This window comes from Martelella mediterranea (assembly GCF_021021415.1).
Taxonomy (GTDB): domain Bacteria; phylum Pseudomonadota; class Alphaproteobacteria; order Rhizobiales; family Rhizobiaceae; genus Martelella; species Martelella mediterranea_C.
Map to the genome: position 1 here is coordinate 201852 of NZ_JAINWJ010000001.1, position 22503 is coordinate 224354.

20 protein-coding genes are annotated in these 22503 nt (G+C 63.5%); 8 read left to right on the forward strand and 12 right to left on the reverse strand.

Translation table 11 applies throughout. The features are described from left to right. Positions 1 to 3 precede the first annotated feature (3 nt). Positions 4 to 1089 carry an ABC transporter ATP-binding protein gene (locus K7H91_RS00945; RefSeq protein WP_230718308.1) on the forward strand — a complete coding sequence of 362 codons (1086 nt, stop codon included), beginning with the start codon at positions 4 to 6 and terminating at the stop codon, positions 1087 to 1089. Positions 1090 to 1182: 93 nt separating this feature from the next. On the opposite strand, the gene K7H91_RS00950 is transcribed toward K7H91_RS00945, so the two are convergent. From K7H91_RS00950 to K7H91_RS00990, 9 genes are all read right to left on the reverse strand, one after another. After that, a complete protein-coding gene (locus tag K7H91_RS00950) occupies positions 1183 to 2538 on the reverse strand; it encodes an enolase C-terminal domain-like protein (protein WP_230718309.1) in 1356 nt (451 codons plus the stop codon). Further along, a complete protein-coding gene (locus K7H91_RS00955) occupies positions 2535 to 3380 on the reverse strand; it encodes a sugar phosphate isomerase/epimerase family protein (RefSeq protein WP_230718310.1) in 846 nt (281 codons plus the stop codon). The genes K7H91_RS00950 and K7H91_RS00955 overlap by 4 nt, the downstream gene beginning before the upstream one ends. After that, positions 3380 to 4036, reverse strand: a complete 657-nt coding sequence (locus K7H91_RS25665) for a TetR/AcrR family transcriptional regulator (RefSeq protein WP_230718311.1) — start codon at positions 4034 to 4036, stop codon at positions 3380 to 3382. The genes K7H91_RS00955 and K7H91_RS25665 overlap by 1 nt, the downstream gene beginning before the upstream one ends. A 12-nt stretch (positions 4037 to 4048) precedes the next feature. Then, complete coding sequence (locus K7H91_RS00965) at positions 4049 to 5587, reverse strand: tripartite tricarboxylate transporter permease (RefSeq protein ID WP_230718312.1); 1539 nt, start codon at positions 5585 to 5587, stop codon at positions 4049 to 4051. Continuing rightward, the gene (locus tag K7H91_RS00970; RefSeq protein ID WP_230718313.1) at positions 5584 to 6084 is read right to left on the reverse strand and encodes a tripartite tricarboxylate transporter TctB family protein; all 501 of its coding nucleotides are present in this window, start codon (positions 6082 to 6084) and stop codon (positions 5584 to 5586) included. Before K7H91_RS00970 ends, K7H91_RS00965 begins: the two co-directional genes overlap by 4 nt. A gap of 318 nt (positions 6085 to 6402) precedes the next feature. Continuing rightward, entirely contained in the window at positions 6403 to 7413 is a 1011-nt protein-coding gene (locus K7H91_RS00975) for a tripartite tricarboxylate transporter substrate binding protein (protein WP_230718314.1), read from the reverse strand. Between the two features lie 161 nt (positions 7414 to 7574). Beyond that, positions 7575 to 8402 (reverse strand): sugar phosphate isomerase/epimerase family protein, encoded by an 828-nt coding sequence (locus K7H91_RS00980; protein WP_230718315.1) that lies wholly within the window; start codon positions 8400 to 8402, stop codon positions 7575 to 7577. Between the two features lie 4 nt (positions 8403 to 8406). After that, positions 8407 to 9564, reverse strand: coding sequence for a dihydrodipicolinate synthase family protein (locus tag K7H91_RS00985; protein ID WP_230718316.1), 1158 nt, complete (start codon positions 9562 to 9564; stop codon positions 8407 to 8409). Between the two features lie 2 nt (positions 9565 to 9566). Continuing rightward, complete coding sequence (locus K7H91_RS00990) at positions 9567 to 10721, reverse strand: Gfo/Idh/MocA family protein (protein ID WP_230718317.1); 1155 nt, start codon at positions 10719 to 10721, stop codon at positions 9567 to 9569. A 228-nt stretch (positions 10722 to 10949) separates the two neighbouring features. On the opposite strand from K7H91_RS00990, the gene K7H91_RS00995 reads away from it, so the two are divergent. From K7H91_RS00995 to K7H91_RS01010, 4 genes are all read left to right on the forward strand, one after another. Next, positions 10950 to 11966: an ABC transporter substrate-binding protein gene (locus K7H91_RS00995; protein WP_230718318.1), complete on the forward strand. Its 1017-nt coding sequence runs from the start codon at positions 10950 to 10952 to the stop codon at positions 11964 to 11966. Then, entirely contained in the window at positions 11963 to 13000 is a 1038-nt protein-coding gene (locus tag K7H91_RS01000) for a FecCD family ABC transporter permease (RefSeq protein WP_230718319.1), read from the forward strand. The genes K7H91_RS00995 and K7H91_RS01000 overlap by 4 nt, the downstream gene beginning before the upstream one ends. After that, on the forward strand, positions 12997 to 13761 hold the full coding sequence (locus K7H91_RS01005; RefSeq protein WP_230718320.1) for an ABC transporter ATP-binding protein: 765 nt from the start codon (positions 12997 to 12999) through the stop codon (positions 13759 to 13761). The genes K7H91_RS01000 and K7H91_RS01005 overlap by 4 nt, the downstream gene beginning before the upstream one ends. 279 nt (positions 13762 to 14040) lie before the next feature. Beyond that, on the forward strand, positions 14041 to 14916 hold the full coding sequence (locus K7H91_RS01010; RefSeq protein ID WP_230718321.1) for an NAD(P)-dependent oxidoreductase: 876 nt from the start codon (positions 14041 to 14043) through the stop codon (positions 14914 to 14916). Between the two features lie 130 nt (positions 14917 to 15046). On the opposite strand, the gene K7H91_RS01015 is transcribed toward K7H91_RS01010, so the two are convergent. Genes K7H91_RS01015 through K7H91_RS01025 form a run of 3 tightly spaced genes read right to left on the reverse strand, consistent with a single transcriptional unit; the run spans position 15047 to position 17591 of the window. Further along, a complete protein-coding gene (locus K7H91_RS01015; RefSeq protein ID WP_230718322.1) occupies positions 15047 to 16222 on the reverse strand; it encodes an acetyl-CoA C-acetyltransferase in 1176 nt (391 codons plus the stop codon). Next, positions 16219 to 16878: a 3-oxoacid CoA-transferase subunit B gene (locus K7H91_RS01020; RefSeq protein WP_230718323.1), complete on the reverse strand. Its 660-nt coding sequence runs from the start codon at positions 16876 to 16878 to the stop codon at positions 16219 to 16221. The genes K7H91_RS01015 and K7H91_RS01020 overlap by 4 nt, the downstream gene beginning before the upstream one ends. After that, entirely contained in the window at positions 16878 to 17591 is a 714-nt protein-coding gene (locus K7H91_RS01025; RefSeq protein ID WP_230718324.1) for a CoA transferase subunit A, read from the reverse strand. The genes K7H91_RS01020 and K7H91_RS01025 overlap by 1 nt, the downstream gene beginning before the upstream one ends. 82 nt (positions 17592 to 17673) lie before the next feature. Here K7H91_RS01025 and K7H91_RS01030 point away from each other — a divergent pair, with 82 nt between their 5' ends. The 3 genes from K7H91_RS01030 (at position 17674) to K7H91_RS01040 (ending at position 22491) form a co-directional block, all read left to right on the forward strand. Beyond that, positions 17674 to 18237, forward strand: a complete 564-nt coding sequence (locus K7H91_RS01030; RefSeq protein WP_230718325.1) for a LuxR C-terminal-related transcriptional regulator — start codon at positions 17674 to 17676, stop codon at positions 18235 to 18237. Between the two features lie 176 nt (positions 18238 to 18413). Beyond that, entirely contained in the window at positions 18414 to 20210 is a 1797-nt protein-coding gene (locus K7H91_RS01035) for a sigma-54-dependent Fis family transcriptional regulator (protein WP_230718326.1), read from the forward strand. 127 nt (positions 20211 to 20337) lie between these two features. Then, the gene (locus K7H91_RS01040; RefSeq protein WP_230718327.1) at positions 20338 to 22491 is read left to right on the forward strand and encodes a hydantoinase/oxoprolinase family protein; all 2154 of its coding nucleotides are present in this window, start codon (positions 20338 to 20340) and stop codon (positions 22489 to 22491) included. Positions 22492 to 22503: the final 12 nt, after the last annotated feature.

Here is a 22503-nt window from a genome sequence, read left to right on the forward strand (position 1 = left end):
GCCATGGCAGATGTTTCCCTCAACCAAATCCGCAAGTCCTTCGGCGCGATCGAGGTCATCAAGGGCGTCGATCTCGACATAAGGTCCGGCGAGTTCGTGGTCTTTGTCGGTCCCTCCGGCTGCGGCAAGTCGACCCTGTTGCGGATGATCGCGGGGCTTGAGGACATTACATCCGGCTCGCTGTCGATCGGCGGGACGGACATGACCGACGAGGACCCGGCAAAGCGCGGGATCGCCATGGTGTTCCAGACCTATGCGCTCTACCCGCATATGACGGTGCGCGAGAATATGGGCTTCGCACTGCGCTTCGCCGGCATGAAAAAACAGGAGATCGAGACCCGGGTGATGGAAGCCGCCCGGATGCTGGAGCTCGAATCCTATCTCGACCGCAAACCGAAGGCGCTTTCGGGCGGCCAGCGACAGCGCGTCGCGATCGGCCGCGCCATCGTGCGCCACCCGGACGTGTTCCTGTTCGACGAGCCGCTCTCCAACCTTGATGCGGAGTTGCGCGTGCATATGCGCGCGGAGCTTTCCGCCCTTCACGACCGGCTGAAGACCACCATGGTCTATGTGACCCATGACCAGGTGGAGGCAATGACGCTTGCGGACCGGATCGTGGTGCTGCGCGCCGGCAAGGTTGAGCAGATCGGAACGCCGCTGGAGCTGTTCAACACCCCGGCCAACCTGTTCGTCGCGGGCTTCATCGGCTCGCCGGCGATGAATTTCCTGCCGGCAAGCGTTGTCGATGCCGATGAGGCCGGACTGAAGATCAGCCTCCTCGACGCCGAGACGCTCGATCTGGCGATCGCGGGGACGCGGCCGGCCGCCGGCGCCAGGGTAACGCTCGGCGTGCGCCCGCAGCACATCAGGCTGGCGGCGGAGGACCAGACGGGCTTCGAGATCGCCATCACCCTGGTCGAGGCGCTGGGAACGGAAACCGTGATCTACGGAGAAGCCGGAAACGGCGAGCGTGTGATGGCCGTGCTTGCCGGCCAGCACGCGCTCAAAACCGGCACCACCATCCGCGTCACCTTCGATGTCGCGGATGTTCATCTCTTCGATGAAACCGACCAGCGCATCGCGCGTTGACGCCATTAACCGGCGGTGGGGGTGGATGCGGCGACATGGCATCACCCTGCCACAGCGCGGCGAGACAGCCTCTTAGAATTCGGCCTCAGGCGGCTATCGCCCAAAACCCGGTCCGAACAACGAGCCGATGGCAATTGTGCCGTCTTCGATCAGCAGGTCGATGCGATCGCCGCGCCGGCGGTAGAGGTCGGGATGGGCGGCGAGGAGGCGGGCCTTTTCGAGATCGTCATAACCCTGCAGACCGCCGCCGAAATGGTGGCCGTTGCGCTCCACATCGCGACAGCCGAGTGTTGCCGCCACGAGCGTATCCTGCTGCCAGCAAAGACCTGGTTGACAGGTCAAATCCTCGGCCGAGATGAACAGGCGTTTTCCGTGCGCGCGGCCATCGACCATCCGGGCATAGTTCAAAAGCGCGCGCAACACGCCCTTGCAGCTCTTGATCGAGGTTCCCGACCAGCCATGGGCAATCGCGGTGGCGAAGGCGTCGTCATGGTCGTCGCTCTCGTCGATGATCAGCGGAAAAGCGGAAAGCGTCGGCGTGATCTCAAGCGTCAGCGCGGTCTCGCGGGCGAAGGGCTGCTCGATGAAGGCGATAGCGCCGCGCAGTCGCGAAAGCCTGGGATCGCCCTGAAGGCTTTCGAGAAAGGTTGCGAAACGGTCGGGCAGATATTGCTCGTTGGCGTCGAGCGTGACGCGGTAATGGTCCATGCCATCGACAAGCGTCGCGATATGCGCCAACCGGTCAATATCGGCCTCCGGGTCGCCCTTCAACTTGATCTTGAAGGCGCGGATGCCGGTGGCGCGGATGATCGCTTCGAGGCTGACCGGCAGGCCGTCATCGGCCCTCTCCGGGTCCGCCTCGCTTTCGAAAATCGGCGCATCGAAGCCGACGGTCTGGCGCGGCGCAATCGCGGGAAGCGGCGTGACGCCGGAAAGCGCCCCTGTGATCGCGGCAGGCGAAATATCGGGAGCGCCAAGCGCGCTGACGCCGAACAGGTCGGCCTTTGCGGCCTGCGGAAAATTGAGGCCATGCGCGCGACAGACCGCGTCGATCAACGCCATCTCGACAAGCGCCGGGCCGAAATGGGCGGCGAGCCTTGGCGTGCCCTCCGGCATGGCGGCCTCGACGTCCCGGCGCATGCGCGTTGTGGCGGCGGCGATGGTTTCGGAGGCGATGTCTTCGGCTGACTGACAGGCAAGCGCGAGCGAGCGCTTCAGGTCGGCGACGGTGTCATCATTCGTCCGGCTGCCGCGCTTGTCGAACCAGCGCGGCACCATGAGCTGGGCCGCATGGCCCTCCGCGATCTGTCCATCGACTTCGACAGTTACCGAAACGAAGCCCTGATCGGTCTCGGTGACCACGGTATTGCCGAAATGGAACGGCAGGCGGAACCGGACGGGCCGGGTGCGAAACGCAATCGCCTTGAGCGAAATCCGTGCGGCACTCATGGCATCGCCCTCCCATGGGTTTGCAGATGGGCCCGCGTGGTGGCCGACGCGATGGCAAGCGTCACCTCCGCGCTGACGCAGGTGGTGAACGGCTCGACCGAAAGATCGCCGCCGTATCCGCTTGCTATGATCGCGGCAATGATGGCCGAAAAATCGTCGGCTCCTGTGCCCGGCGCGCCGCGATTGCTGTCGTTGAGATGCACATGGGCAATCAGGCCGGTCGGCATCCATTTTTCGATCAGCGCGGGCACGCTTTCCTCCTCGGCAAGGGCCGCAGAGGAACAGTCGAGCATGGTCTTGAACGCCGGCGATCCGACCATCTCGACAAGCCGGCGGGCATCCGCCAGCGTGTTGATGAACGGCGTCTGGTCGCGCGAGAGCGGCTCGATGCAATAGGTCAGGCCGGCATCGAGACAGGCGCTGGCGACGGGCGTAAACAGCTCCGCCGCATGGTCATAGGTCGCCGCATCCGGCGTGCCGGAAAGCGGGCGGCGCTGCTGGGGCGAGCCGTGGATGAGCACATGGCCGCCCAGCCCGGCGCAGATGTCGATGAGTTTCAGCAGGTAGTCCGTTGTCTCCCCGGCCGCCGCGGGATCGGTGATCGAAAGCGCCGGGGCGGAGGACAGCAGCCAGTGCAGGCCGGCAATCTCCATGCCCTCATCGGCCGCCGTCTGCCGCATCGCCCTCACCTGCCCGTCTGTAAGCGCGCGCGGATCAGCCGGAAAACTCTCGACCGCAAGCTCCAGCGCATCATAGCCGACGGCCTTGGCGAACCGGCATTGCGCCCGAAGATCGTGCCCCTGACGGCTCAGCAATTCATTGCAACTGACAAGGCGGGGCATCAACTCGCGTCTTTCTGCTTGAGCCAGCCGACGACGGCCTCCGTGGCGCGGCGGGCATGGGCGTTGAGGCCTTCTTCGCTGGCGTCGAAGCCGAAGACCTCGGCCAGCGTGAAGCGGTTGGAGACCGGGAAATAGCAGAGCGAGGCGATCATCAGATAGACGTCCACCGGCTCGGCCTTCCGCAGGAAAACGCCGTCTTTCCAACCCCTTTTGAGCACTTCCTCAAGCTTGATCAGAAGCTTCGACTGGATCTCGCGCCGGTCGCCGATCTTGCCGACGGAGGAGCCCTGCCGCAGGTTCTCGGTGTTCAGCATGGTGATGAACCAGGGCCGCGTGCGGAAATGGGTCATGGTGAACATCACCAGCGCCCCGACCGCATCCTCCGGTGACAGCGCCTCGAGCGCCAGCTTCTCCTCGCCCGCGCGGATCTGCACATAGGCCTCGCGCAGCGCCGCCTTGTAGAGCTCGTCCTTGTCGCCGAAATAGTCGTAAAGCAGCGGTTTCGACAGGCCGGCCTCGGCGGCGATGCGGTCGACGCGGGCGCCGTCATAGCCGACGGAGGAAAACTCATCGAGCGCCGCCTGGAGGATGGCCGCGCGCGAGGCCTCCGCATCGCGCGTTGCCCGTTTCGTCTTTACCGCTGTCCGCCTTGCCACGCCCGTTTCTCCCTATTTCGTCTTCGCGTCTTCCCCGTTAGCATCGCCGCGCCAGCGTTTGAAGCTTGCAAACCGGCGGAAGGCGGGAATCGAGAACAGGATGGTGAGCGCGATCAGCACCGCGAAGCCGGCCGAAACGGGCCGCGTGAAGAAGGCGGTGATGTCGCCATTCGACAGGATCAACCCGCGTCGCAAGCTCTTGTCCAGCAGGGCGCCGAGGATGATGCCGAGCACCAGCGGCGCCATCGGGTAGTTCAGGCGGCGCAGAATATAGCCGCCGACACCGAAGGCGAACATCACCCAGATATCGAAAATCCGCTGGGACAGCGCATAGGGACCGATGACGCAGAGGGTGAACACCATCGGCATCAGGATCGTTCGGGGGATCTGAAGCACTCGCACGAACAGCGGCGTCAGCGCCATGCCGAACACGCCCATGGCAATGGTGGCGAAGATCAGCATCACGGCGATGGTGTAGATCATGTCGGGCTGGTCGAACATGATCATCGGCCCGGGGCGCACGCCATGCAGGAACAGCGCCGCGATCAGCACGGCCGCCGATGCCGAACCCGGCACGCCGAGCGTCAGCGTCGGGATCAGCGAACCGGGCACGACGGCCGAGTTGCCGGTTTCGGCAGCGATCAGCCCTTCCTGGCTGCCCTTGCCGAATTCGTCGCGCTCCTTCGAATGGCGCTTGGCGGCGGCATAGGACCCCCATGCGCCGATATCCTCGCCGACGCCCGGAATGATGCCGACCAGCGTGCCGATGACGCCGGATTCGAGCACGGTACGCTTGTAGCGCCAGACACTTCCGAAAAGCTCCTTCAGCGGTGCCGGCACGGATTTACTGCGGGCGAGTTCGGCCGCCGGCAGCGTCATGGCAAAGAGTACTTCGGCGAAACCGAAGGCGCCGACCATGGCCGGAATCAGCTCGATCCCGCCATTCATCTGCTGGATGCCGAAATTGAAGCGGACATAGGAATGAATTCCTTCCGAGCCGATCATCGCCACCGACAGGCCGATCAGGCCGGCCATATAGCCCTTCAGCGGCTCGCCGGAATGGGTGAGCTGGCCGGAGATGATGATGCCGAACAGCGCCAGCCAGAAGAATTCATAGGAGCCGAAGCCGAAGGCGGCTTCCGCCAGCGGCGGCGCGATCAGCACCAGCATGGCGATGCCGACCAGCGTGCCGAGCATCGAGCCGAAGGTGGCGATTGCCATGGCGAGCGAGCCCTTGCCCTTGCGCACCAGCGGAAAGCCGTCCAGTGCGGTCGCGGCGCTCGCCGGCGTGCCGGGAATATTGAGCAGGATGGCGCTGCGCGAGCCGCCATAAATCGCGCCGACATACATGCAGATCAGCACCATGATCGCGGTATTGCGGTCCAGCGAATAGGTGAGCGTCGTCAGGAGCGCCACGCCCATCGTCGCCGTCAGGCCGGGCAGCGCGCCGACGAAGATGCCGAGCAGCGTCGCCCACACGACGTTGAACAGCATCATCGGCGTTGTGAGTTCGGAAAAGGCGCTGGCGAGCGCGTCGATCACGGGGGTCATGGCAGGCGCACCAGAAACAGATCTTCAAAAAGGTATGACACAGCGCCGCCGAAGACGATCGCAATCACCAGCGCGCGGGCGATGGTGATGATCATGGCGCGCCGCGGCATGCCGGGCGAAAACTCGAAGGCCAGAATGAAGGTGGCGACGAACAGGCTGCTCGCCACCCAGAAATGCACGCGACCGACCAGCACGATCGCGTAGATCGCGCAAAGGGCAATGAGCCCGGAAAGCCGCACCAGTTCCTCGCGGGTCACCATGCCGCTCGCCCGGCGCTCGTCGTCGCCATCCCGGCTGCGCAGGAGGCCGATGAGCTGAAGGCCGGCAACGATGGTCATGGCGATGCCAAGCACGATCGGCAGCAGGCCCGGGAAGCTTGCCGGCGGAATGTGTCGGACTTCCAGCCGGTCCATGGTGTAGCCGCCAATGAGCTGGGCAATCCCGACGGCAAGCAGGATGGTCGAGACGGCAATGTCGACGGAGCGGATTTTCAGCATGAAGCCTCCGAGGAAACGGGATGAGGCGGCGGCACCGCCGCCCCGGTTTGTTTTGACGTTTCGCGAGGCCGGATTGCTCCCTCCGCACAGCCCCCCAATCTTCTCGCCCCGGAGGGGAGAGATGTCGCGAAAGCGACAGTGAGGGGGGAACTTATCCTTACGGACGCCCTCACGAACGGAAATGCTGCATCACCCTCACTGCCCCTTTCGGGGCATCTCTCCCGCAAGCGGGAGAGAATATTGGGAGCGAGACCGAAGGCCATCTGCGATTGCTCTCCCCCTCAAGGGGGAGATCGGGTATTGCTGCGCCAGCCGCCCTTATTCCGGGCAGGTCAGGCCGACTTCGGACGGGTCCTTCACCGCCTCGCCGCGGGCCTTCATGGCGCAGGCCTCGTTGGTCGCAACCGGAATGGCGCGGGCGCGGGCCTCGTCGCCATAGCTCGGCGCAAAGCTCGCGCCGCGCTCATTGGCATATTTCTTCAGCGCCTCGGAGTTCATCACCTTGTCAGCCCAGACCTGATCGACCGTGTCGTAGACTTCCTGCGGCGCGCCCTTCGGGATGAAGACGCCGAAATAGTCCGGGGCGACATCGATATCGAGCCATTCGGTGACCGGCGGAACCGGGTCGATGCCTTCGATTTCGAGCGGCGTGTCGGAAAGCACGGCCAGCGGACGCAGGCGACCGGCCTTGATCATTTCGGTCTGCTCCACGGCAAGCTGGGTCGTCATGTCGACCTCGCCCGAAGCCGCGGCGATAACGGCCGGATTGCCGCCGTCATAGGCGACCATGCGGGCCGACAAGTTGCCGCCCATCGCATCCTGTAGCGTGGCAAAGGCCGTACCGCCCGAGGAGGTGACGCCGGCGGTCCCGACGGTCACATCGCCGGTCTTCATGGCTTCCATCAGCTCGCCGAAATCCTTGTAGGGCGCATCGGCGTTGACCGAGATCAGCGGCGCGTTGGCAACGTGCAGGTAGATCCGGTAATCGTCGATGTTGGACTCTTCGAGCAGGCCGGAAACGGCATAGGTGGCATTGTTGGCGATCGCGTTCGCGGTCCAGGTATAACCGTCACGCGGGGCGTCCATCGCCGCCTTGGTGCCGATCGATCCGGATGCGCCCGGCTGGTTGACCACGACGACTTCCGTTCCAAGAGCCTCGGACAGGATCGGAGCAACGACGCGGGTGACCTGATCGGTCGAACCGCCCGCCGACCACGGCACGATGATGTTGATCGGCCGGTCGGGCTGCCAGGTTTCGGCAGACGCTGCGCCGGCGGCGAAAAGAGCGATTGCGGCTGCGGAAACAGCCAGTTTCGAAAGCATGGACATGATAGTCTCCTCCCTTGACTACTGGATAGTAGGTTACGGGCACCTGACCTCGTGTCAAGTGACCGGTATCCGCAGTTTCCGGCCGATCCGCCGGGGAAGCGCTCCTCTTGCTCCTCCCCCGGCCTTCCGACCGCCTGCCTGCGCAAGCAGGTAATTCAAGCTCAGCAGCAATTGGCCGCGCGCTCGATGATGATCTCCATCACCTCGTCCGGATCGCGCTTCCACCAGTTCTCCGCTGAAAAAATCTCGACCTCGTTCAGTCCTGAAAAACCCTCGGCCTCCACGGCTGCGCGCAGGTCCGGGATATCGATGACGCCATCGCCCATCATGCCGCGGTCGTTCAGCATGTCGGTGGTCGGCACCAGCCAGTCGCAAAGGTGAAACGCCATCAGACGCTCCTTCCCCGCGCGGCTGATCTCAGCCTTCACCGCCGGGTCCCACCAGATGTGGTAGACGTCGGCGGCAACGCCGATGCCGTCGCCGAGCCGGTCGCAGATGTCGAGCGCCTGCGCCATCGTGTTCACCGCGGCGCGGTCGGCCGCATACATCGGATGCAGCGGCTCTATGGCGATCTTCACATTCACGGTGCGGGCATAGTCGAGCGTCTTCGCCAGCCCTTCCTCGATCATGGCGCGGGCGCCGTCGAGATCGCGGCGGCCCTTCGGCAAACCACCGACGACCATGACAAGGCATTCAGAGCCGATGGTCGCGGCCTCGTCGACAGCGCGCCGATTGTCCTCCAGAACGGCGTCCGTCAGCGCGCCTTCGGCCGTGTACCATCCGCCGCGGCAAAGGCCCGAGACGCCGAGACCGGCATCGCGGATCTGGCGGGCGGCCTTGTCGGCGCCAAGCGCCTGCAACTGGTCGCGCCATGGCGACAGGCCGCCGAAACCGTGGCGGGCGCAGCCTTCGATCGCCTGATCGAGCTTCCATTGCGCCCGCGTGGTCGCGGTGTTCAGCGAAAGCCTTTCGGGGGTGATCACCGCCATGCCGTCAGACCCCGATGCCGTGGGTTGCCATCGCCCGCGCGGTGCGGGCTGCGGCCATCTCGGTATCTGCGATCAGCCCCGCCGCATCGGCAAGCCGGACGATCTCGGCCAGGTGCTGCGCCGAGCGGGCGCTCTGCTGACCGCCGAGCATGGTGAAATGGTCCTGATGGCCCATCAGATAGGCCAGGAACACGACGCCGGTCTTGTAGTAGCGCGTCGGCGCCTTGAAGATATGGCGCGACAGCGGCACGGTCGGCTCCATCACCGCGCTCCAGCGCTGCATGTCGCCCTTGGCAAGGGCCGCAAGCCCGGTGGCGGCAACGGGGGCGATCGGATCGAAAATGCCGAGCAGCGCGTGGCTGTAACCCTGGTCGTCGCCGGCGATCAGCTCCGGATAGTTGAAGTCGTCGCCGGTATACATCTTCACGCCTTCCGGCAGCCGGCGGCGCATGGCGATTTCCTTTTCGGCCGAAAGCAGCGAGATCTTGATGCCGTCGACCTTGGCGGCATTGTCCTCGATGATCTTGAGGCAGGTATCCATCGCCGTCATGTGATCGGCGCTCGCCCAATAGCCTTCCAGCGCCGGGTCGAACATCTCGCCAAGCCAATGCAGCACGGCCGGCTGCTTCAGGCCCGAAAGAATGCGGCCATAGACGCGGGCGTAGTCATCGGCGCTTTTTGCGACCTTGCAGAGCGCGCGCGAGGCCATCAGGATCACCTGACCGCCGGTCGCCTCGACGGCTTCACACTGCATTTCGTAAGCTGCAATCACATCATCGATGGTCTTGGCATCGGCGGGGTCGAGATGGTCGGTGCCCGCGCCGCAGGCGATCGAATGACCGCCGGCCTTTGCTTCGGCCACCGAGCGCTGGATCAGCTCCAGCGAGGTCGGCCAGTCCATGCCCATACCGCGCTGGGCGGTGTCCATGGCTTCGGCCACGCCGAAGCCGAGCGACCAGAGATGGCGGCGAAACGCCATCGTCTTGTCCCAGTCGACATTGCAGTCCGACCACGGATTGTTGTCGGCAAGCGGATCGACGACGACATGGGCGGCGGCAAATACCTTGCGGTTCCATTCGCCCCGATCGGGCGTCACGCCAGCGCCGGAAAAGGAGAAGGTCTCGATGCCGCCGGAGGCGGTCGGAAGCTTGATAGCTGTCATACTCATATCCCCAGATCTTCGAGGTCGACCCAGCGGCGTTCACGGGCGCTCTTATATCCGGCTTCGGCAAGCTGCACGCCCTTGGCGCCCTCGGTCAGCGTATAGGCCCAGGGGCCGTCTTCCAGCACGTGGCGCAGGAACTGTTCCCACTGCACCTTGAAGCCGTTGTCGAATACCGTGTTGTCCGGCACGTCCTGCCAGTCCTCGAAGAAGTTCATCTTCTGCGGTTCGTCCGGGTTCCATACCGGCTTCGGCGTATTGGCGCGGTGCTGACTGTAGCATTTGTGCAACCCGGCAACGGCGGAGCCGTGGGTGCCGTCGATCTGGAACGTCACCAGATCATCGCGACGCACGCGGGTGCACCAGCTTGAATTAATGTGGGCGACGATATCGCCTTCCAGCATGAAGGTCGCATAGGCCGCATCATCGGCGGTTGCCTTGTATTCCCTGCCCTGCTCATCAATGCGGGTCGGGATATGGGTCGCGGTGGTGCAGGATACCGACTTGACCGGGGCGACGACATTATCCAGCACATAACGCCAGTGGCAGAGCATGTCCGAGACCATACCGCCGCCATCCTCGGCGCGGTAGTTCCAGCTCGGGCGCTGCGCCGGCTGGTCCTCGCCGGTGAAGACCCAATAGCCGAATTCGCCCTTCACCGACAGAATCTTGCCGAAGAAGCCGTTATCGCGCAGCCGCTTCAGCTTGACGAGGCCGGGCAAGTCGAGCTTGTCGTGAACGATGCCGTTCTTGACGCCTTTTTCCTTGGCATAGCGGGCGATCTCGACAGCCTCTTCCAGACCTTCGGAAACCGGCTTTTCGGAATAGACATGCTTGCCGGCATCAATCGCTTTCCTCAGCAGCGTCGGACGCAGCTTGGTGGAGGCGGCATCGAAGAAGATCACGTTGTAGGGATCGGCAAGCGCCGCATCGAGATCCGTGGTGACGCGCTGAACGCCGTGGCGCTTCGCCAGTTCCTCGATCTTGGCTGCGTTGCGGCCAACGATGATCGGATCCGGCATCACAAGCGAGCCGTCACTCAAACGCAGACCGCCCTGATCGCGGATCGCGAGCACCGAACGGATAAGATGCTGGTTCATTCCCATGCGGCCGGTGACGCCGTGCATGATGATCCCGATACGATTGGTATCAGCCATAGAATTCCTCCCTGAACTTGCTTATTACCTACCAGTTAGTAATAAACGCGTCAAACGGTTTTATTCGTGACCTTTGGTGAAACAGGATGAACGATCCACTGGAGACGATGTCGTCGGTCGTAAAGCCCTCTTGGCACCGCCAGACACAAACATGAGTTATTTAGTCTTGATTTAACGCCGCACCAATCCTAAAGAGCGATCCAACGACACAAATGCACGGAGTCAGAGATGGAATCGCACAAGAAACTTGGTATTGCCGCCGGCCTGATGGTGGCCCTGACGTCTGTGCCGACGCTGGCCGCTTCAACCTCCTACCCGCTCACGATCGAAAACTGCGGCGCAACCGTGGTCTTCGAAAAGGCGCCGGAACATGCCGTTGCGCTTGGCCAGAACAGCGCCGAAATCATGCTGTTGCTGGGCCTGGAAGACAGGATGGCGGCCACCGCCTTCTGGCCCAATGAGGTTCTGCCCGAACTGGCGGAGGCCAATGCAAAGGTCAAGCTTTTGAGCGTCGAGTTCCCCACGCTGGAGTCCGTCCTGGAGCAGCAGCCCGATTTCGTCGCGGCGATGCTGCCGATCCTGATGGGACCGGACAGCAAACTGGCCAAGCGCGACGACTTTGAAAGCCTGGGCATTCCCACCTACCTCTCTCCGAGCGCCTGCTCGACCACGCTGGACACGGGCGATGCCTATGGAAGCCGCGACCAGCTCTGGAACATGGATCTCCTCTACAAGGAGATCGACGATCTTGCCCGCATATTCGATGTCGAGGACCGCGGACAGGTTCTCATCGCCGACTTCAAGGCGCGCGAACAGGCGCTGCGCGATCGGTTCTCCAAAAACGAGAACCTGACATTTCTGTTCTGGTTCTCGAGCCCGTCGCCCGCCGACGACGCCTATCTGGGCGGCGGCAACGGCCCTTCCGGCTTCATCGCCGACCTTCTCGGCGGTCGCAACGCGCTCGACACCAAGGCGGAGTGGCCGACTTCCAACTGGGAAGGCATCATGGCGGCCGACCCCACCGTCATCGTCGCCGCGCAGGTTGACCGCAACCGATGGGACCTCGACACCGCCGAACACAAGATCGAATTTCTGCAAACCGATCCGACCGTCAGCCAGATGGACGCCGTCAGCAAGGGGCGCATCGTGGTCATGAGCGGGGCGGCCATGAACCCCAGCATCCGCACGCTCTACGGCGCCGAGGAAATCGCCGCACAGCTCGAGGCGATCGACCTTTCGAAATGAACACCGCGGATGACACGCGGGCCGGCCTCAGGCTGGCCCTGCTGCTGGCCGGTTCGGCCGTTGTCCTGATCGGCGTGATCGCCCTGGCGACCGCGATCGGCGACTACAACATACCTGTGAGATCCGTCTTTCTGGCGGTCACCAATCATTTCGGCCTGACGACCGCCGATATTCCCAGGATCGAACAGAGCGTTGTCTGGAATCTCCGGCTGAGCCGGAGCCTCGTTGCAGCGCTCTGCGGCGCGGGTCTGGCGATCTGCGGGGCCATCCTGCAGGCGCTGTTGCGCAATGCGCTGGCGGAGCCGTTCGTGCTCGGCGTGTCGGCGGGAGCCTCAACCGGCGCCGTCTGCGTCATCGTGCTGGGCATCGGCGCGGGCGCCGTGTCGCTGTCGCTCGGCGCCTTCGTTGGCGCCTTTGCCGCCTTCGCGCTGGTGGCCCTGCTCTCGAATGGCGCGACCAGCGGCCCGAGCCATACGATCCTCGCCGGCGTCGCGGCCTCGCAGCTCTTCAATGCGCTCACCGCCTATATCGTCACCACCTCGGCCAATGCCCAGCAGGCGCGCAATGTCATGTTCTGGCTGCTCGGCAGTTTCGGCGGCGTTCGCTGGCCCGAATTTCAGTTGCTGGCCGTCGTTCTGTGCATCTGCCTTGCGATCTGCATCTGGATGGCCCGCACGCTCGACGCGTTCACCTTCGGCGACGAGGATGCCGCAGCCCTCGGCATTCCCGTGGCCCGCACGCGGCTGATCCTGTTTGGCGTCACGGCGCTGATGACGGCGACGATTGTCAGCCAGGTCGGCGCGATCGGCTTTGTCGGGCTGGTGGTGCCGCATGCCGCGCGTTATGTCGTCGGGCCGGTGCATATGCGCCTCCTGCCCGCCTCGGCGATCCTCGGCGCCGTCTTCATGGTCATCGCCGACATCGCCTCCCGCGTGCTGGTGCCGCAGCAGACCATTCCGATCGGGGTTGTCACCGCGCTGGTCGGCGTACCGTTCTTCGCCATCATCCTCTATCGCGCGAGGCCCCGGACATGAGCGTCGTTGCAGACCAGTTAAGCTGGGGCGTCCGGCGAAAGGTCATCGTCAAGAATGTCAGCCTCGACGTGCGGGAGGGCGAAACCCTCGGACTGATCGGGCCTAACGGCTCCGGCAAGTCCTCGCTGCTGAGGCTCCTTGCCGGCCTGAAGCGGCCGGATCGCGGCCATGTCGAGATCCATGGCCGCAACATCGCCCACGTGCCCAGACGCCTGCTGGCGCGAGAGGTGGCCTTCGTTCAGCAAAATGCGGCGACCGATACCAATGTCACGGTCCGCGACGTCGTCCGCCTGGGACGCACGCCCCATCGCTCGGCGCTTTCCGGCTGGAGTTCGGCCGATCAGGAAGCAGTATCCGGCGCACTCCGGCGCGTCGGCATGGAGCCGCTTCAAAACCAGTCCTGGCAGACGCTTTCGGGCGGCGAGCGGCAACGCGTGCACATCGCCCGCGCGCTTGCCCAGAGCCCGCGGGTTCTGTTTCTCGACGAGCCGACCAACCATCTCGACATCCACCATCAGATCGAGATCCTGCATACCGTGCGGCAACTGGACCTGACGAGCATCGTTGCGCTGCACGATCTCAATCTCGCCGCGATGTTCTGTGACCGGATCATCGTGCTGAAGGATGGCGCCATCGTCGCCTCGGGCGCGCCGAATGCTGTTTTGACCGAAGAGATGATCGGCAGCGTTTTCCGCGTTTCGGCGACCATAAGCCCCTCCCCGCATCACGGCCGCCCGCAAATCCACTTCCGACCCCGATGAACCCGTCGAAAGCATCGTGCGGGAAGTGAAGGCGATAGAGGCTTCCGCCGCGTTGCCGACGGTTTGGAAGAGCCAGGCAGCCTTGCAGTCTGTTCAGACGAGAGGGTATTTTGCAGCTTAGATCTCGGCGAATAGCTGATCGGCAAACGGCGTCTGCCGGAGATGGTTCCGACTTGCCTTTTCGCGACAAAAAGCCAGGCGGGCTTTTCATGACGGCGACAACGTCGTCTTATGCAGCCGATGTGACTCCGAATGGCTTCAAACCAGGATAGACCGATCATGAAAATAGCAATTCTCGGAACCGGACTGATGGGCGCGCCCATGGCGCTCAACCTGATCAAGGAGGGCTTCACGGTAACAGTCTGGAACCGCAGTCCCGGCAAAACCGCAGCGCTTGAAGCGGCAGGCGCTGTCAGGGCAGAAACGCCCGCCTTGGCCGCGGCCGACAAGGATGTCGTGATCATCATGGTCACGGACGGTTCCGCCGTTCGCGACGTTTTGTTCTCGCAGGGAGCGGCCGAACACATGTCGCGCGGAGCGACCGTGATCGACATGAGCTCGATCCGGCCCGCCGAGGCGCGCGATCACGCCCGCCGTCTGGCGGAGATGGGCATCGGCCACATCGATGCGCCCGTCAGCGGCGGGACCCGGGGTGCAGAGACTGGCAGCCTGGCGATCATGGCCGGCGGCGAGGAAGCGGTTTTCGCCGGGGTCGGAAAGATTTTCGACGCGATGGGGCACGCAATTCTGCTCGGCCCGCCTGGCAGCGGCCAGTTCGCCAAGCTTGCCAATCAGGCCATTGTCGCCATCACCGTCGGGGCGGTTGCCGAAGCGACGCTCATGGTGCGCGAGGCCGGCATCGATCCCGAGCGCTTTCGGGCCGTTCTGAAGGGCGGTTTTGCCGATTCCGTCATCCTGCAGCAGCATGGCGCCCGCATGCAGGCAGGCGATTTCGCGCCCGGCGGGCGCTCCTCGCTGCAACTGAAGGACCTGGAGAATGTCCTGGCGGAATGCGAGGCGATGGGCCTTTCCCTGCCGCTGACCACCCTGCAGCGCGACCGCTTTTCCGAGCTGGTGAACCGGCTTGGCGGCGGCGATCTGGATCACGCAGCCCTGTTTCTGGAACTGCTCAACCGCAACAAACTGGCCCAGTAACACTGGCAGCCGCAGGAAGAACGGAATCTGTGCGATTTAATCCAGCCGAAGACGGACGACCCTCTGACCGTCCGTCTGTCGATCCGGCCTCAATGCTGCACGGACCGGCTCCTTGTCATCCAGCGTGCGGTCAATCTCTTTCCACGCACATGGCGACGCCCATGCCGCCGCCGATGCAGAGCGTTGCAAGGCCCTTGCGGGCGTCGCGGCGCTGCATTTCGTGGAGCAACGTCACAAGCACGCGCGCGCCCGATGCGCCGATCGGATGGCCAAGCGCGATCGCGCCGCCGTTGACATTGACCTTGTCGGGGTCAAGGCCGAGCGCGCCATTGACCGCGCAGGCCTGGGCGGCGAAGGCTTCATTGGCTTCGACAAGGTCGAGATCGTTCACCGACCAGCCGGCGCGCTCCAGCGCCTTTTGCGAGGCATTCACCGGACCGATCCCCATAATCGCCGGATCGACGCCTGCCGTCGCAAACGCCTTGATGCGCGCCATCGGCTGGATACCGCGCTTCTCGGCCTCCGAGGCAGACATCAGCACCATGGCGGCGGCCCCGTCATTCAGGCCCGAGGCGTTGCCGGCGGTGACCGTGCCGTTTTTGTCGAAGGCCGGGCGAAGTTTTGCGAGGCTTGCCTCGTCCGCGTCCGGGCGGATCTGCTCGTCGCGATCGACCACCGTTTCGCTGCGCCGGTCCTTGACCGTGATCGGCAATATTTCGTCAGCAAAGCGCCCTTGCTCCTGCGCGGCGGCTGCCTTGCGGTGGCTGGCAAGCGCGAAGGCATCCTGCTGATCGCGGCTGATCGCATAGCGGTTGGCAACGTTTTCCGCCGTGATACCCATGTGATAGTCGCCGAACGCATCCATCAGTCCGTCGCTGATCATGGTATCAACCAGCGAGATCGGCCCCATCTTGGTGCCGGTGCGCGCATTCTGGCAGTGGGGCGACAGCGACATGTTCTCCTGACCGCCAGCCACCACAAGGCGGGACTCGCCGGTCAAAATCTGCTGCGCGCCAAGCGCCACGGCCCGAAGCCCGGAGCCGCAGACCTGGTTGACGATAAACGCGGTCGCGGCTTCGGGAACGCCTGCCTTCATGGCGGCCTGGCGCGCCGGGTTCTGCCTCTGGCCCGCCGTCAGCACTTGACCGAGAATGACCTCGTCCACCTCGTCGCCGGAAACGCCTGCGCGGACAAGCGCCTCGCGGATCACGGCCGCGCCCAGATCATGGGCGGGCACGGTCGCGAGCGACTTCATGAAGGCGCCGACGGCGGTACGGCAGGCGCCGGCGATGACGATATCGCTCATGCCTTTTCTCCCGCCGTGAGCGCGACATCGAAGTCGGCTTCCGTCTTCGCGCGAATCTCATCCACACTGACTCCGTCGGCAAGCTCGATCAGCGTCAGTTTTGCCGGCCCGGTGCGCGCGACGGTGAAGACGCCGAGATCGGTGATCACCAGATCGGTGACGCGGCTGCCGGTCAAAGGCAGGTCGCACTGTTTCAGCAGCTTCGACTTGCCCTTGGCCTCGTGCTCCATCACCACCACGACGCGCTTGACGCCGGCGACGAGATCCATCGCGCCGCCCATGCCCTTGACCATCTTGCCCGGGATCATCCAGTTGGCGAGATCGCCGTTTTCGGCAACCTGCATCGCGCCCAGGATCGACAGGTCGATATGACCGCCGCGGATCATGGCGAAGCTGTCGGCGCTCGAAAAATAGCTCGTTTCCGGCAGTTCGGTCACCGTCTGCTTGCCGGCATTGATGAGGTCGGCGTCCTCCTCGCCCTCAAACGGGAAAGGCCCCATGGACATCATGCCGTTCTCGCTCTGCAGGCGCACATCCATGCCATCGGGGATGTAATTGGCCACCAGTGTGGGAATGCCGATGCCGAGATTGACGTAGAAACCGTCCTGCAATTCGCGGGCCGCGCGGGCCGCCATCTGTTCGCGTGTCCAGGCCATCAGACGGTCTCCTCTGCGCGTTTGCGTGTGGTGCGCTGCTCGATGTGCTTTTTCGGGTTCTTCACCTCGACGATGCGCGAGACAAAGATGCCGGGCGTATGGATGTGATCCGGATCGATCTCGCCGGCGGGCACCAGATGCTCGACCTCGGCCACCGTCAGCTTCGCCGCCGTCGCCATCATCGGATTGAAGTTGCGCGCGGTCTTGCGATAAACGAGATTGCCCTCGGTATCGCCCCTGAAGGCATGAACCAGCGCGACATCGGCAACAAGCGCGCTTTCCATGACGTAGTCTTCGCCATCGAAGCTGCGCACCTCCTTGCCCTCGGCGATCATGGTGCCGACGCCGGTCTTGGTGAAGAAGGCCGGAATGCCCGCCCCGCCGGCGCGAATGCGCTCGGCCAGCGTGCCCTGCGGATTGAACTCCAGTTCCAGTTCGCCGGAGAGATACTGCTCGGCAAACAGCTTGTTCTCGCCGACATAGGACGAGATCATCTTGGCGATCTGTTTGGTTGCCAGCAGCCGGCCAAGGCCGATGCCGTCGACGCCGGCATTGTTGGAAATAACCGTCAGATTGCGCGCGCCCGATGCCTCGACCGCCTCGATCAGGGCTTCGGGAATGCCGCAAAGGCCGAACCCGCCCGACATGATCACCATACCGTCCTTCAACTGGCCCGCAAGCGCTTCCGCCGCGGATGAAAATTGCTTCTTCATGATGTCTCCTCCCGGTTCTGAACCGTTCTGGAGGCGTAGGTTAAGCTTGATATTCTGCGGGTGTTAGTCGTATTTCTACTATATGCCTGCACCGTCATCCGCACCGCTCCGTTTCCCGCTCGCCGATATTCCGGTGCCCATGGTCTATGCCACGCACCGCATCATCCGCGATTGCAATGACGAGTTCGCCGCCGTCTTCGGCTATGAGCGGGAGAGCCTGATCGACCGCAGTTTCTCGCGCCTTTATCCGGGACTGGAGGACTTCGTCCGCACCGGCGAAATGTGGCGGTTCAACCTGCCGGAACACGCGATCTATTATGACGAGCGCATCATGGCCGACAGCGCCGGGCGGCGTTTCTGGTGCCAGGTGCGCGGTCGCTCCTATGACCTTTCCGATCCGTTCGCCGCAGCGCTCTACTGCTTCGAACCGATGACCCGGCCGGTGACCGGCGCGACGATGAAGCTCACCGGACGCCAACGTCAGATCCTGACGCTGGTGTCCCAGGGCAAGACCAACGCCGCGATTGCCGCCGAGATCGGCCTGTCGCCCCGCACCGTCGAGGCCCACCGGCTGCGGCTCACCCGCACGCTCGGCCTTGCCAACAGCGCCGAGCTTCTGGCCTGGTTTCTCAACAGCGAGCAGTAGTTGCCGGAAGAAGGCTGAAAGGCCTCCTCTTGAACTGTCCGAAATTCATACACTACAGAACGCGCTTAATTGATATTATCGATGCATTCGCTCTAATGGTTTCATGGAGGTCGCGATCAGAGTGTAAGCCTCAATGGTTACAGCTCTCTGGCGGGCTGTCTTTTCGGGAGGAGAAGATGGAGCGCATTGCACGGAAGAAGGAATGGGAAGACTTCATGTCCACGGGACAGGCGCCCGCGGCCATGCGTCATGACGTTCTGGAAAGCTGGAGGCGCTCTCTGCGCCACGCGGTGGGCGAGCGCACGCGCGCGCCGGTGCTCGATGAGGAACGCCTTGAGGGTCGCCGCGCCCGGGCGCGCAGACTTGAGCTTGCCGCGCAAAAAGCGATAAGCCGGGCCGGAAGCCTGCTGATCGGCACGCGCGACATTCTTCTGCTCAGCGATGATTCCGGCGTCGTTATCGAAGCGGCCGGCGACCCGCATACGCTTGCCGAGGCGCAGGAAAATCATCTCTATACGGGCGGCCAGTGGGTCGAGGAAGCGATCGGAACCAACGCGATCGGAACCGCGCTTTATCTCGGTGTGCCGACGCTCATTCGCGATGCCGAGCATTTCTGCGAGGCGATCCAGCGCTGGAACTGCGCGGCGACGCCGATCATCGAACCGGGAACCGGTCGGGTCATGGGCGTGCTCGACATTTCCTGGCCCGGCGGCATTATGCAGCCCAATGCCGTCGCCCTTTCATCCGCGCTCGCCTTGCAGGTGGAAACCGAACTCACACAGATGCTCGGCCGCGAGCGCGAACGGCTGCTGGAATATTCTCATATTCGCCGTCTCAGGCGCGGCACTGATCAAACGCTTGTCATGGATCGCAATGGCTCGAGCGTGTTCTCCACCGAGGACTTCGCCCGGTTCTGCTTGGATGACGACGCCCTTCGACAATTGCCGAAGCTCCTGCCCGCGCTGATAGACCAGCCTGCCGAACAGATTGGAGAGGTTCTGGGCGAATGCCTGAACGGCGCCGATTTCGAGGTGATCGAAAATCAGGGCGAGGCGATCGGCGTCATGGTCTCTCTGCGCCGTTCGCGTCCGCAGGCCCGCAGTTGGACCGGAATGGAGTTACGGCAGATCGCGCGCGCCGGACAGGTCTCCGCCGAACTCTGCGCGCAGGCCGAGAGACTGGCAGAGACGCCGATCCCGATCCTGATCGAAGGCGAGACCGGAACGGGAAAGAGTTCTCTGGCCAAGGCGATCCATAATGCCAGCAGGCAATCGCAAGACCCCTTTGAGGTGATCGACTGCGCCCAGTTGACCGAGGAAAGCTTGCGCGCGCTGATCGCGTCTGCCCGCGACGCCGAGGGCGGCGGCATTCTGTGTCTTTCCAGTCCGGGCGCGGTTTCGCCATCGCTGCAAAAGCTGCTGTTCACGCTCGTGGAACAGGTGTCCGAAGGCGGTGGCAGGATCATCGCCCTGTCGGCCCGCTCGCTTTATGACGAGATGCGCGCCAACAATTTCCGCAGCGATCTCTACTACAGGATCGCCGGCGCGCGTCTCCACATCCCCCCGCTTCGCGAACGCCCGGAAGAAATCGGGCCGCTGCTACGATGGCTCATCCAGTGCCATGCGACGGAGACCGGCAGACGCGAGCTGCGTTTTACATCCGGCGCCATGACCGCCTTGCAGAACTATGCCTGGCCGGGCAACCTGATCGAAATGCGCAATCTGATCGCCGCACTCGATGCTCTCTCGCCAAGCGGGCTGATCTCCGAGCGCACGCTCCCCCGCGAGTTTCATCAGCGCGCTCAGATCAATCGCACGGAAACGCTCCGCGATGTCGAACGAGCCGAAATCCTCGGCGCGGTGAAGGCGGAAGACGGCAATCTCTCCCGCGCGGCAAAACGGCTCGGCATTGCGCGCTCGACGCTCTATCTCAAGCTCGACAGCTACGGCATCTCGCGCGAGCGAAAGGATTGATTACGCGTCCGCAACATGTCCGTCCGGACGGATGAAAACCGGACACTTTCGGCATCCATAAAAGGTGCATCCTCTCCATCGCGGCCGTCCCCTCTCGGGATGGCCGGAACAATGGGAGGAGTTTTTCGTGACAATCATCGAGAAAAACAGCCGTTCCGTGCAGGTGCTTGGCATCGATGCGGGCGGAACGATGACCGATACGTTCTTCGTCGATTCCGACGGGGATTTTGTGGTCGGCAAGGCGCAGTCCACGCCGGACAACGAGGCGCGCGGCCTGCTCGAATCAAGCCGTGAGGGGCTGGAACACTGGGGTCTGTCGCTTGAGGAGGCGCTCGGCTCGATCCAGACCGGGGTCTATTCCGGCACGGCAATGCTCAACCGCGTGGTCCAGCGCAAGGGCCTGCGCACCGGTCTGATCGTCAATGCGGGGATGGAGGACTTCCACCGCATGGGACGCGCCTGCCAGGCCTATCTGGGCATGGCCTATGAAGACCGCATCCATCTCAACACCCACTATTATGACGAGCCGCTGGTGCCGCGCCACCTGACGCGCGGCGTGATGGAGCGGGTCGACATGTTCGGCACGGTTGTCATTCCGCTGCGCGAGGAAACCGCGCGCCAGGCGGCGAAGGAGCTCATCGCGCAGAATGTCGAAGGCATCGTGATTTCGCTTCTGCACAGCTACAAGAATCCCGGACATGAACGCCGGGTCCGCGACATCGTGGCCGAGGAGATCGAAAAGGCCGGCAAGACCATCCCGGTTTTCGCCTCGACCGATTATTACCCGGTGCGCAAGGAAACCCACCGCACCAATACCACCATCCTTGAAGCCTTCGCCGCCGAGCCTTCGCGCCAGACGCTCAGGAAGATCTCGACGGAATTCAAGGAAAACGGTTCGAAATTCGACTTCCGGGTGATGGCGACCCATGGCGGCACGATCTCCTGGAAGGCCAAGGAACTGGCGCGCACCATCGTCTCCGGCCCGATCGGCGGCGTGATCGGCGCCAAATATCTGGGTGAGGTTCTGGGCTACAAGAACATCGCCTGCTCGGATATCGGCGGAACGTCGTTCGACGTGGCTCTGATCACACAGGGCGAACTGACGATCCAGAACGACCCGGACATGGCCCGCCTCGTGCTGTCGCTTCCCCTTGTCGGCCTCGATTCGGTCGGCGCGGGCGCAGGCTCCTTCATCCGTCTCGACCCCTATACCAAGGCGATCAAGCTGGGGCCGGATTCAGCTGGCTACCGCGTCGGTGTCTGCTGGGCGGAATCCGGCATAGAGACGGTGACGATCTCCGACTGCCACGTCATTCTCGGCTATCTAAACCCGGACAACTTCCTCGGCGGTCAGGTCAAGCTCGACCGGCAGCGCGCCTATGACGCGATGAAGGAGCAGATCGCCGATCCGCTCGGTCTGACCGTGGAAGAGGCCGCGGCGGGCGTGATCGAACTGCTGGACAGCGAGCTGCGCGACTATCTGCGCTCGATGATTTCCGGCAAGGGCTATTCGCCGTCCTCCTTCACATGCTTCAGCTATGGCGGCGCGGGTCCGGTCCATACCTACGGCTATACCGAAGGGCTGGGCTTCGAGGATGTGATCGTGCCGGCCTGGGCCGCAGGCTTCTCCGCCTTCGGCTGCGCGGCGGCGGATTTCGAATATCGCTACGACAAGTCGCTCGACGTCAATATCGAGGAGACGGCGTCCGACGATGCCAAGGTGATCGAGGCGAAAACCTTGAACGATGCCTGGCGCGAACTGGCCGAGCGGGTGCTCGAGGAATTCGAGCTGAACGGCTATTCGCGCGATCAGGTGCGCCTGCAGCCCGGCTACCGGATGCAGTATCGCGGCCAGCTCAACGATCTGGAGATCGACAGCCCGATCGAGACGGCCAAAACCGCCGCGGACTGGGACAGGCTGGTCGACGCCTTTAACGACACCTACGGCCGGGTCTATGCCGCCTCGGCACGCTCGCCCGAGCTCGGCTTTTCCGTAACGGGCGCGATCATGCGTGGAACGGTGCCCATTCCCAAACCCCGCATCCCGAAAGAAGAAGAAGGCAGCCCGACGCCATCTGAAGACGCGAAGATCGGGACCCGCCAATTCTACCGCAAGGGAAAATGGGTCGATGCGCAGCTCTACCACATGGAAAGCCTGAAGCCGGGAAACCGGGTCACCGGACCTGCGATCATCGAATCCGACGCCACCACCTTTGTCGTGCCGGGCGGATTTGAAACCTGGCTCGACGGTCACCGGCTGTTCCACCTGAAAGAAGTGTAACGGCCAAGGGAG

What these genes read in the sequence shown, in the direction of transcription:
- K7H91_RS00945 (WP_230718308.1), top strand. Translation starts at nt 4, where the DNA reads ATGGCAGATGTTTCCCTCAACCAAATCCGCAAGTCCTTCGGCGCGATC.
- K7H91_RS00950 (WP_230718309.1), bottom strand. Translation starts at nt 2,538, where the DNA reads ATGAGTGCCGCACGGATTTCGCTCAAGGCGATTGCGTTTCGCACCCGG.
- K7H91_RS00955 (WP_230718310.1), bottom strand. Translation starts at nt 3,380, where the DNA reads ATGCCCCGCCTTGTCAGTTGCAATGAATTGCTGAGCCGTCAGGGGCAC.
- K7H91_RS00965 (WP_230718312.1), bottom strand. Translation starts at nt 5,587, where the DNA reads ATGACCCCCGTGATCGACGCGCTCGCCAGCGCCTTTTCCGAACTCACA.
- K7H91_RS00970 (WP_230718313.1), bottom strand. Translation starts at nt 6,084, where the DNA reads ATGCTGAAAATCCGCTCCGTCGACATTGCCGTCTCGACCATCCTGCTT.
- K7H91_RS00975 (WP_230718314.1), bottom strand. Translation starts at nt 7,413, where the DNA reads ATGTCCATGCTTTCGAAACTGGCTGTTTCCGCAGCCGCAATCGCTCTT.
- K7H91_RS00980 (WP_230718315.1), bottom strand. Translation starts at nt 8,402, where the DNA reads ATGGCGGTGATCACCCCCGAAAGGCTTTCGCTGAACACCGCGACCACG.
- K7H91_RS00985 (WP_230718316.1), bottom strand. Translation starts at nt 9,564, where the DNA reads ATGACAGCTATCAAGCTTCCGACCGCCTCCGGCGGCATCGAGACCTTC.
- K7H91_RS00990 (WP_230718317.1), bottom strand. Translation starts at nt 10,721, where the DNA reads ATGGCTGATACCAATCGTATCGGGATCATCATGCACGGCGTCACCGGC.
- K7H91_RS00995 (WP_230718318.1), top strand. Translation starts at nt 10,950, where the DNA reads ATGGAATCGCACAAGAAACTTGGTATTGCCGCCGGCCTGATGGTGGCC.
- K7H91_RS01000 (WP_230718319.1), top strand. Translation starts at nt 11,963, where the DNA reads ATGAACACCGCGGATGACACGCGGGCCGGCCTCAGGCTGGCCCTGCTG.
- K7H91_RS01005 (WP_230718320.1), top strand. Translation starts at nt 12,997, where the DNA reads ATGAGCGTCGTTGCAGACCAGTTAAGCTGGGGCGTCCGGCGAAAGGTC.
- K7H91_RS01010 (WP_230718321.1), top strand. Translation starts at nt 14,041, where the DNA reads ATGAAAATAGCAATTCTCGGAACCGGACTGATGGGCGCGCCCATGGCG.
- K7H91_RS01015 (WP_230718322.1), bottom strand. Translation starts at nt 16,222, where the DNA reads ATGAGCGATATCGTCATCGCCGGCGCCTGCCGTACCGCCGTCGGCGCC.
- K7H91_RS01020 (WP_230718323.1), bottom strand. Translation starts at nt 16,878, where the DNA reads ATGGCCTGGACACGCGAACAGATGGCGGCCCGCGCGGCCCGCGAATTG.
- K7H91_RS01025 (WP_230718324.1), bottom strand. Translation starts at nt 17,591, where the DNA reads ATGAAGAAGCAATTTTCATCCGCGGCGGAAGCGCTTGCGGGCCAGTTG.
- K7H91_RS01030 (WP_230718325.1), top strand. Translation starts at nt 17,674, where the DNA reads ATGCCTGCACCGTCATCCGCACCGCTCCGTTTCCCGCTCGCCGATATT.
- K7H91_RS01035 (WP_230718326.1), top strand. Translation starts at nt 18,414, where the DNA reads ATGGAGCGCATTGCACGGAAGAAGGAATGGGAAGACTTCATGTCCACG.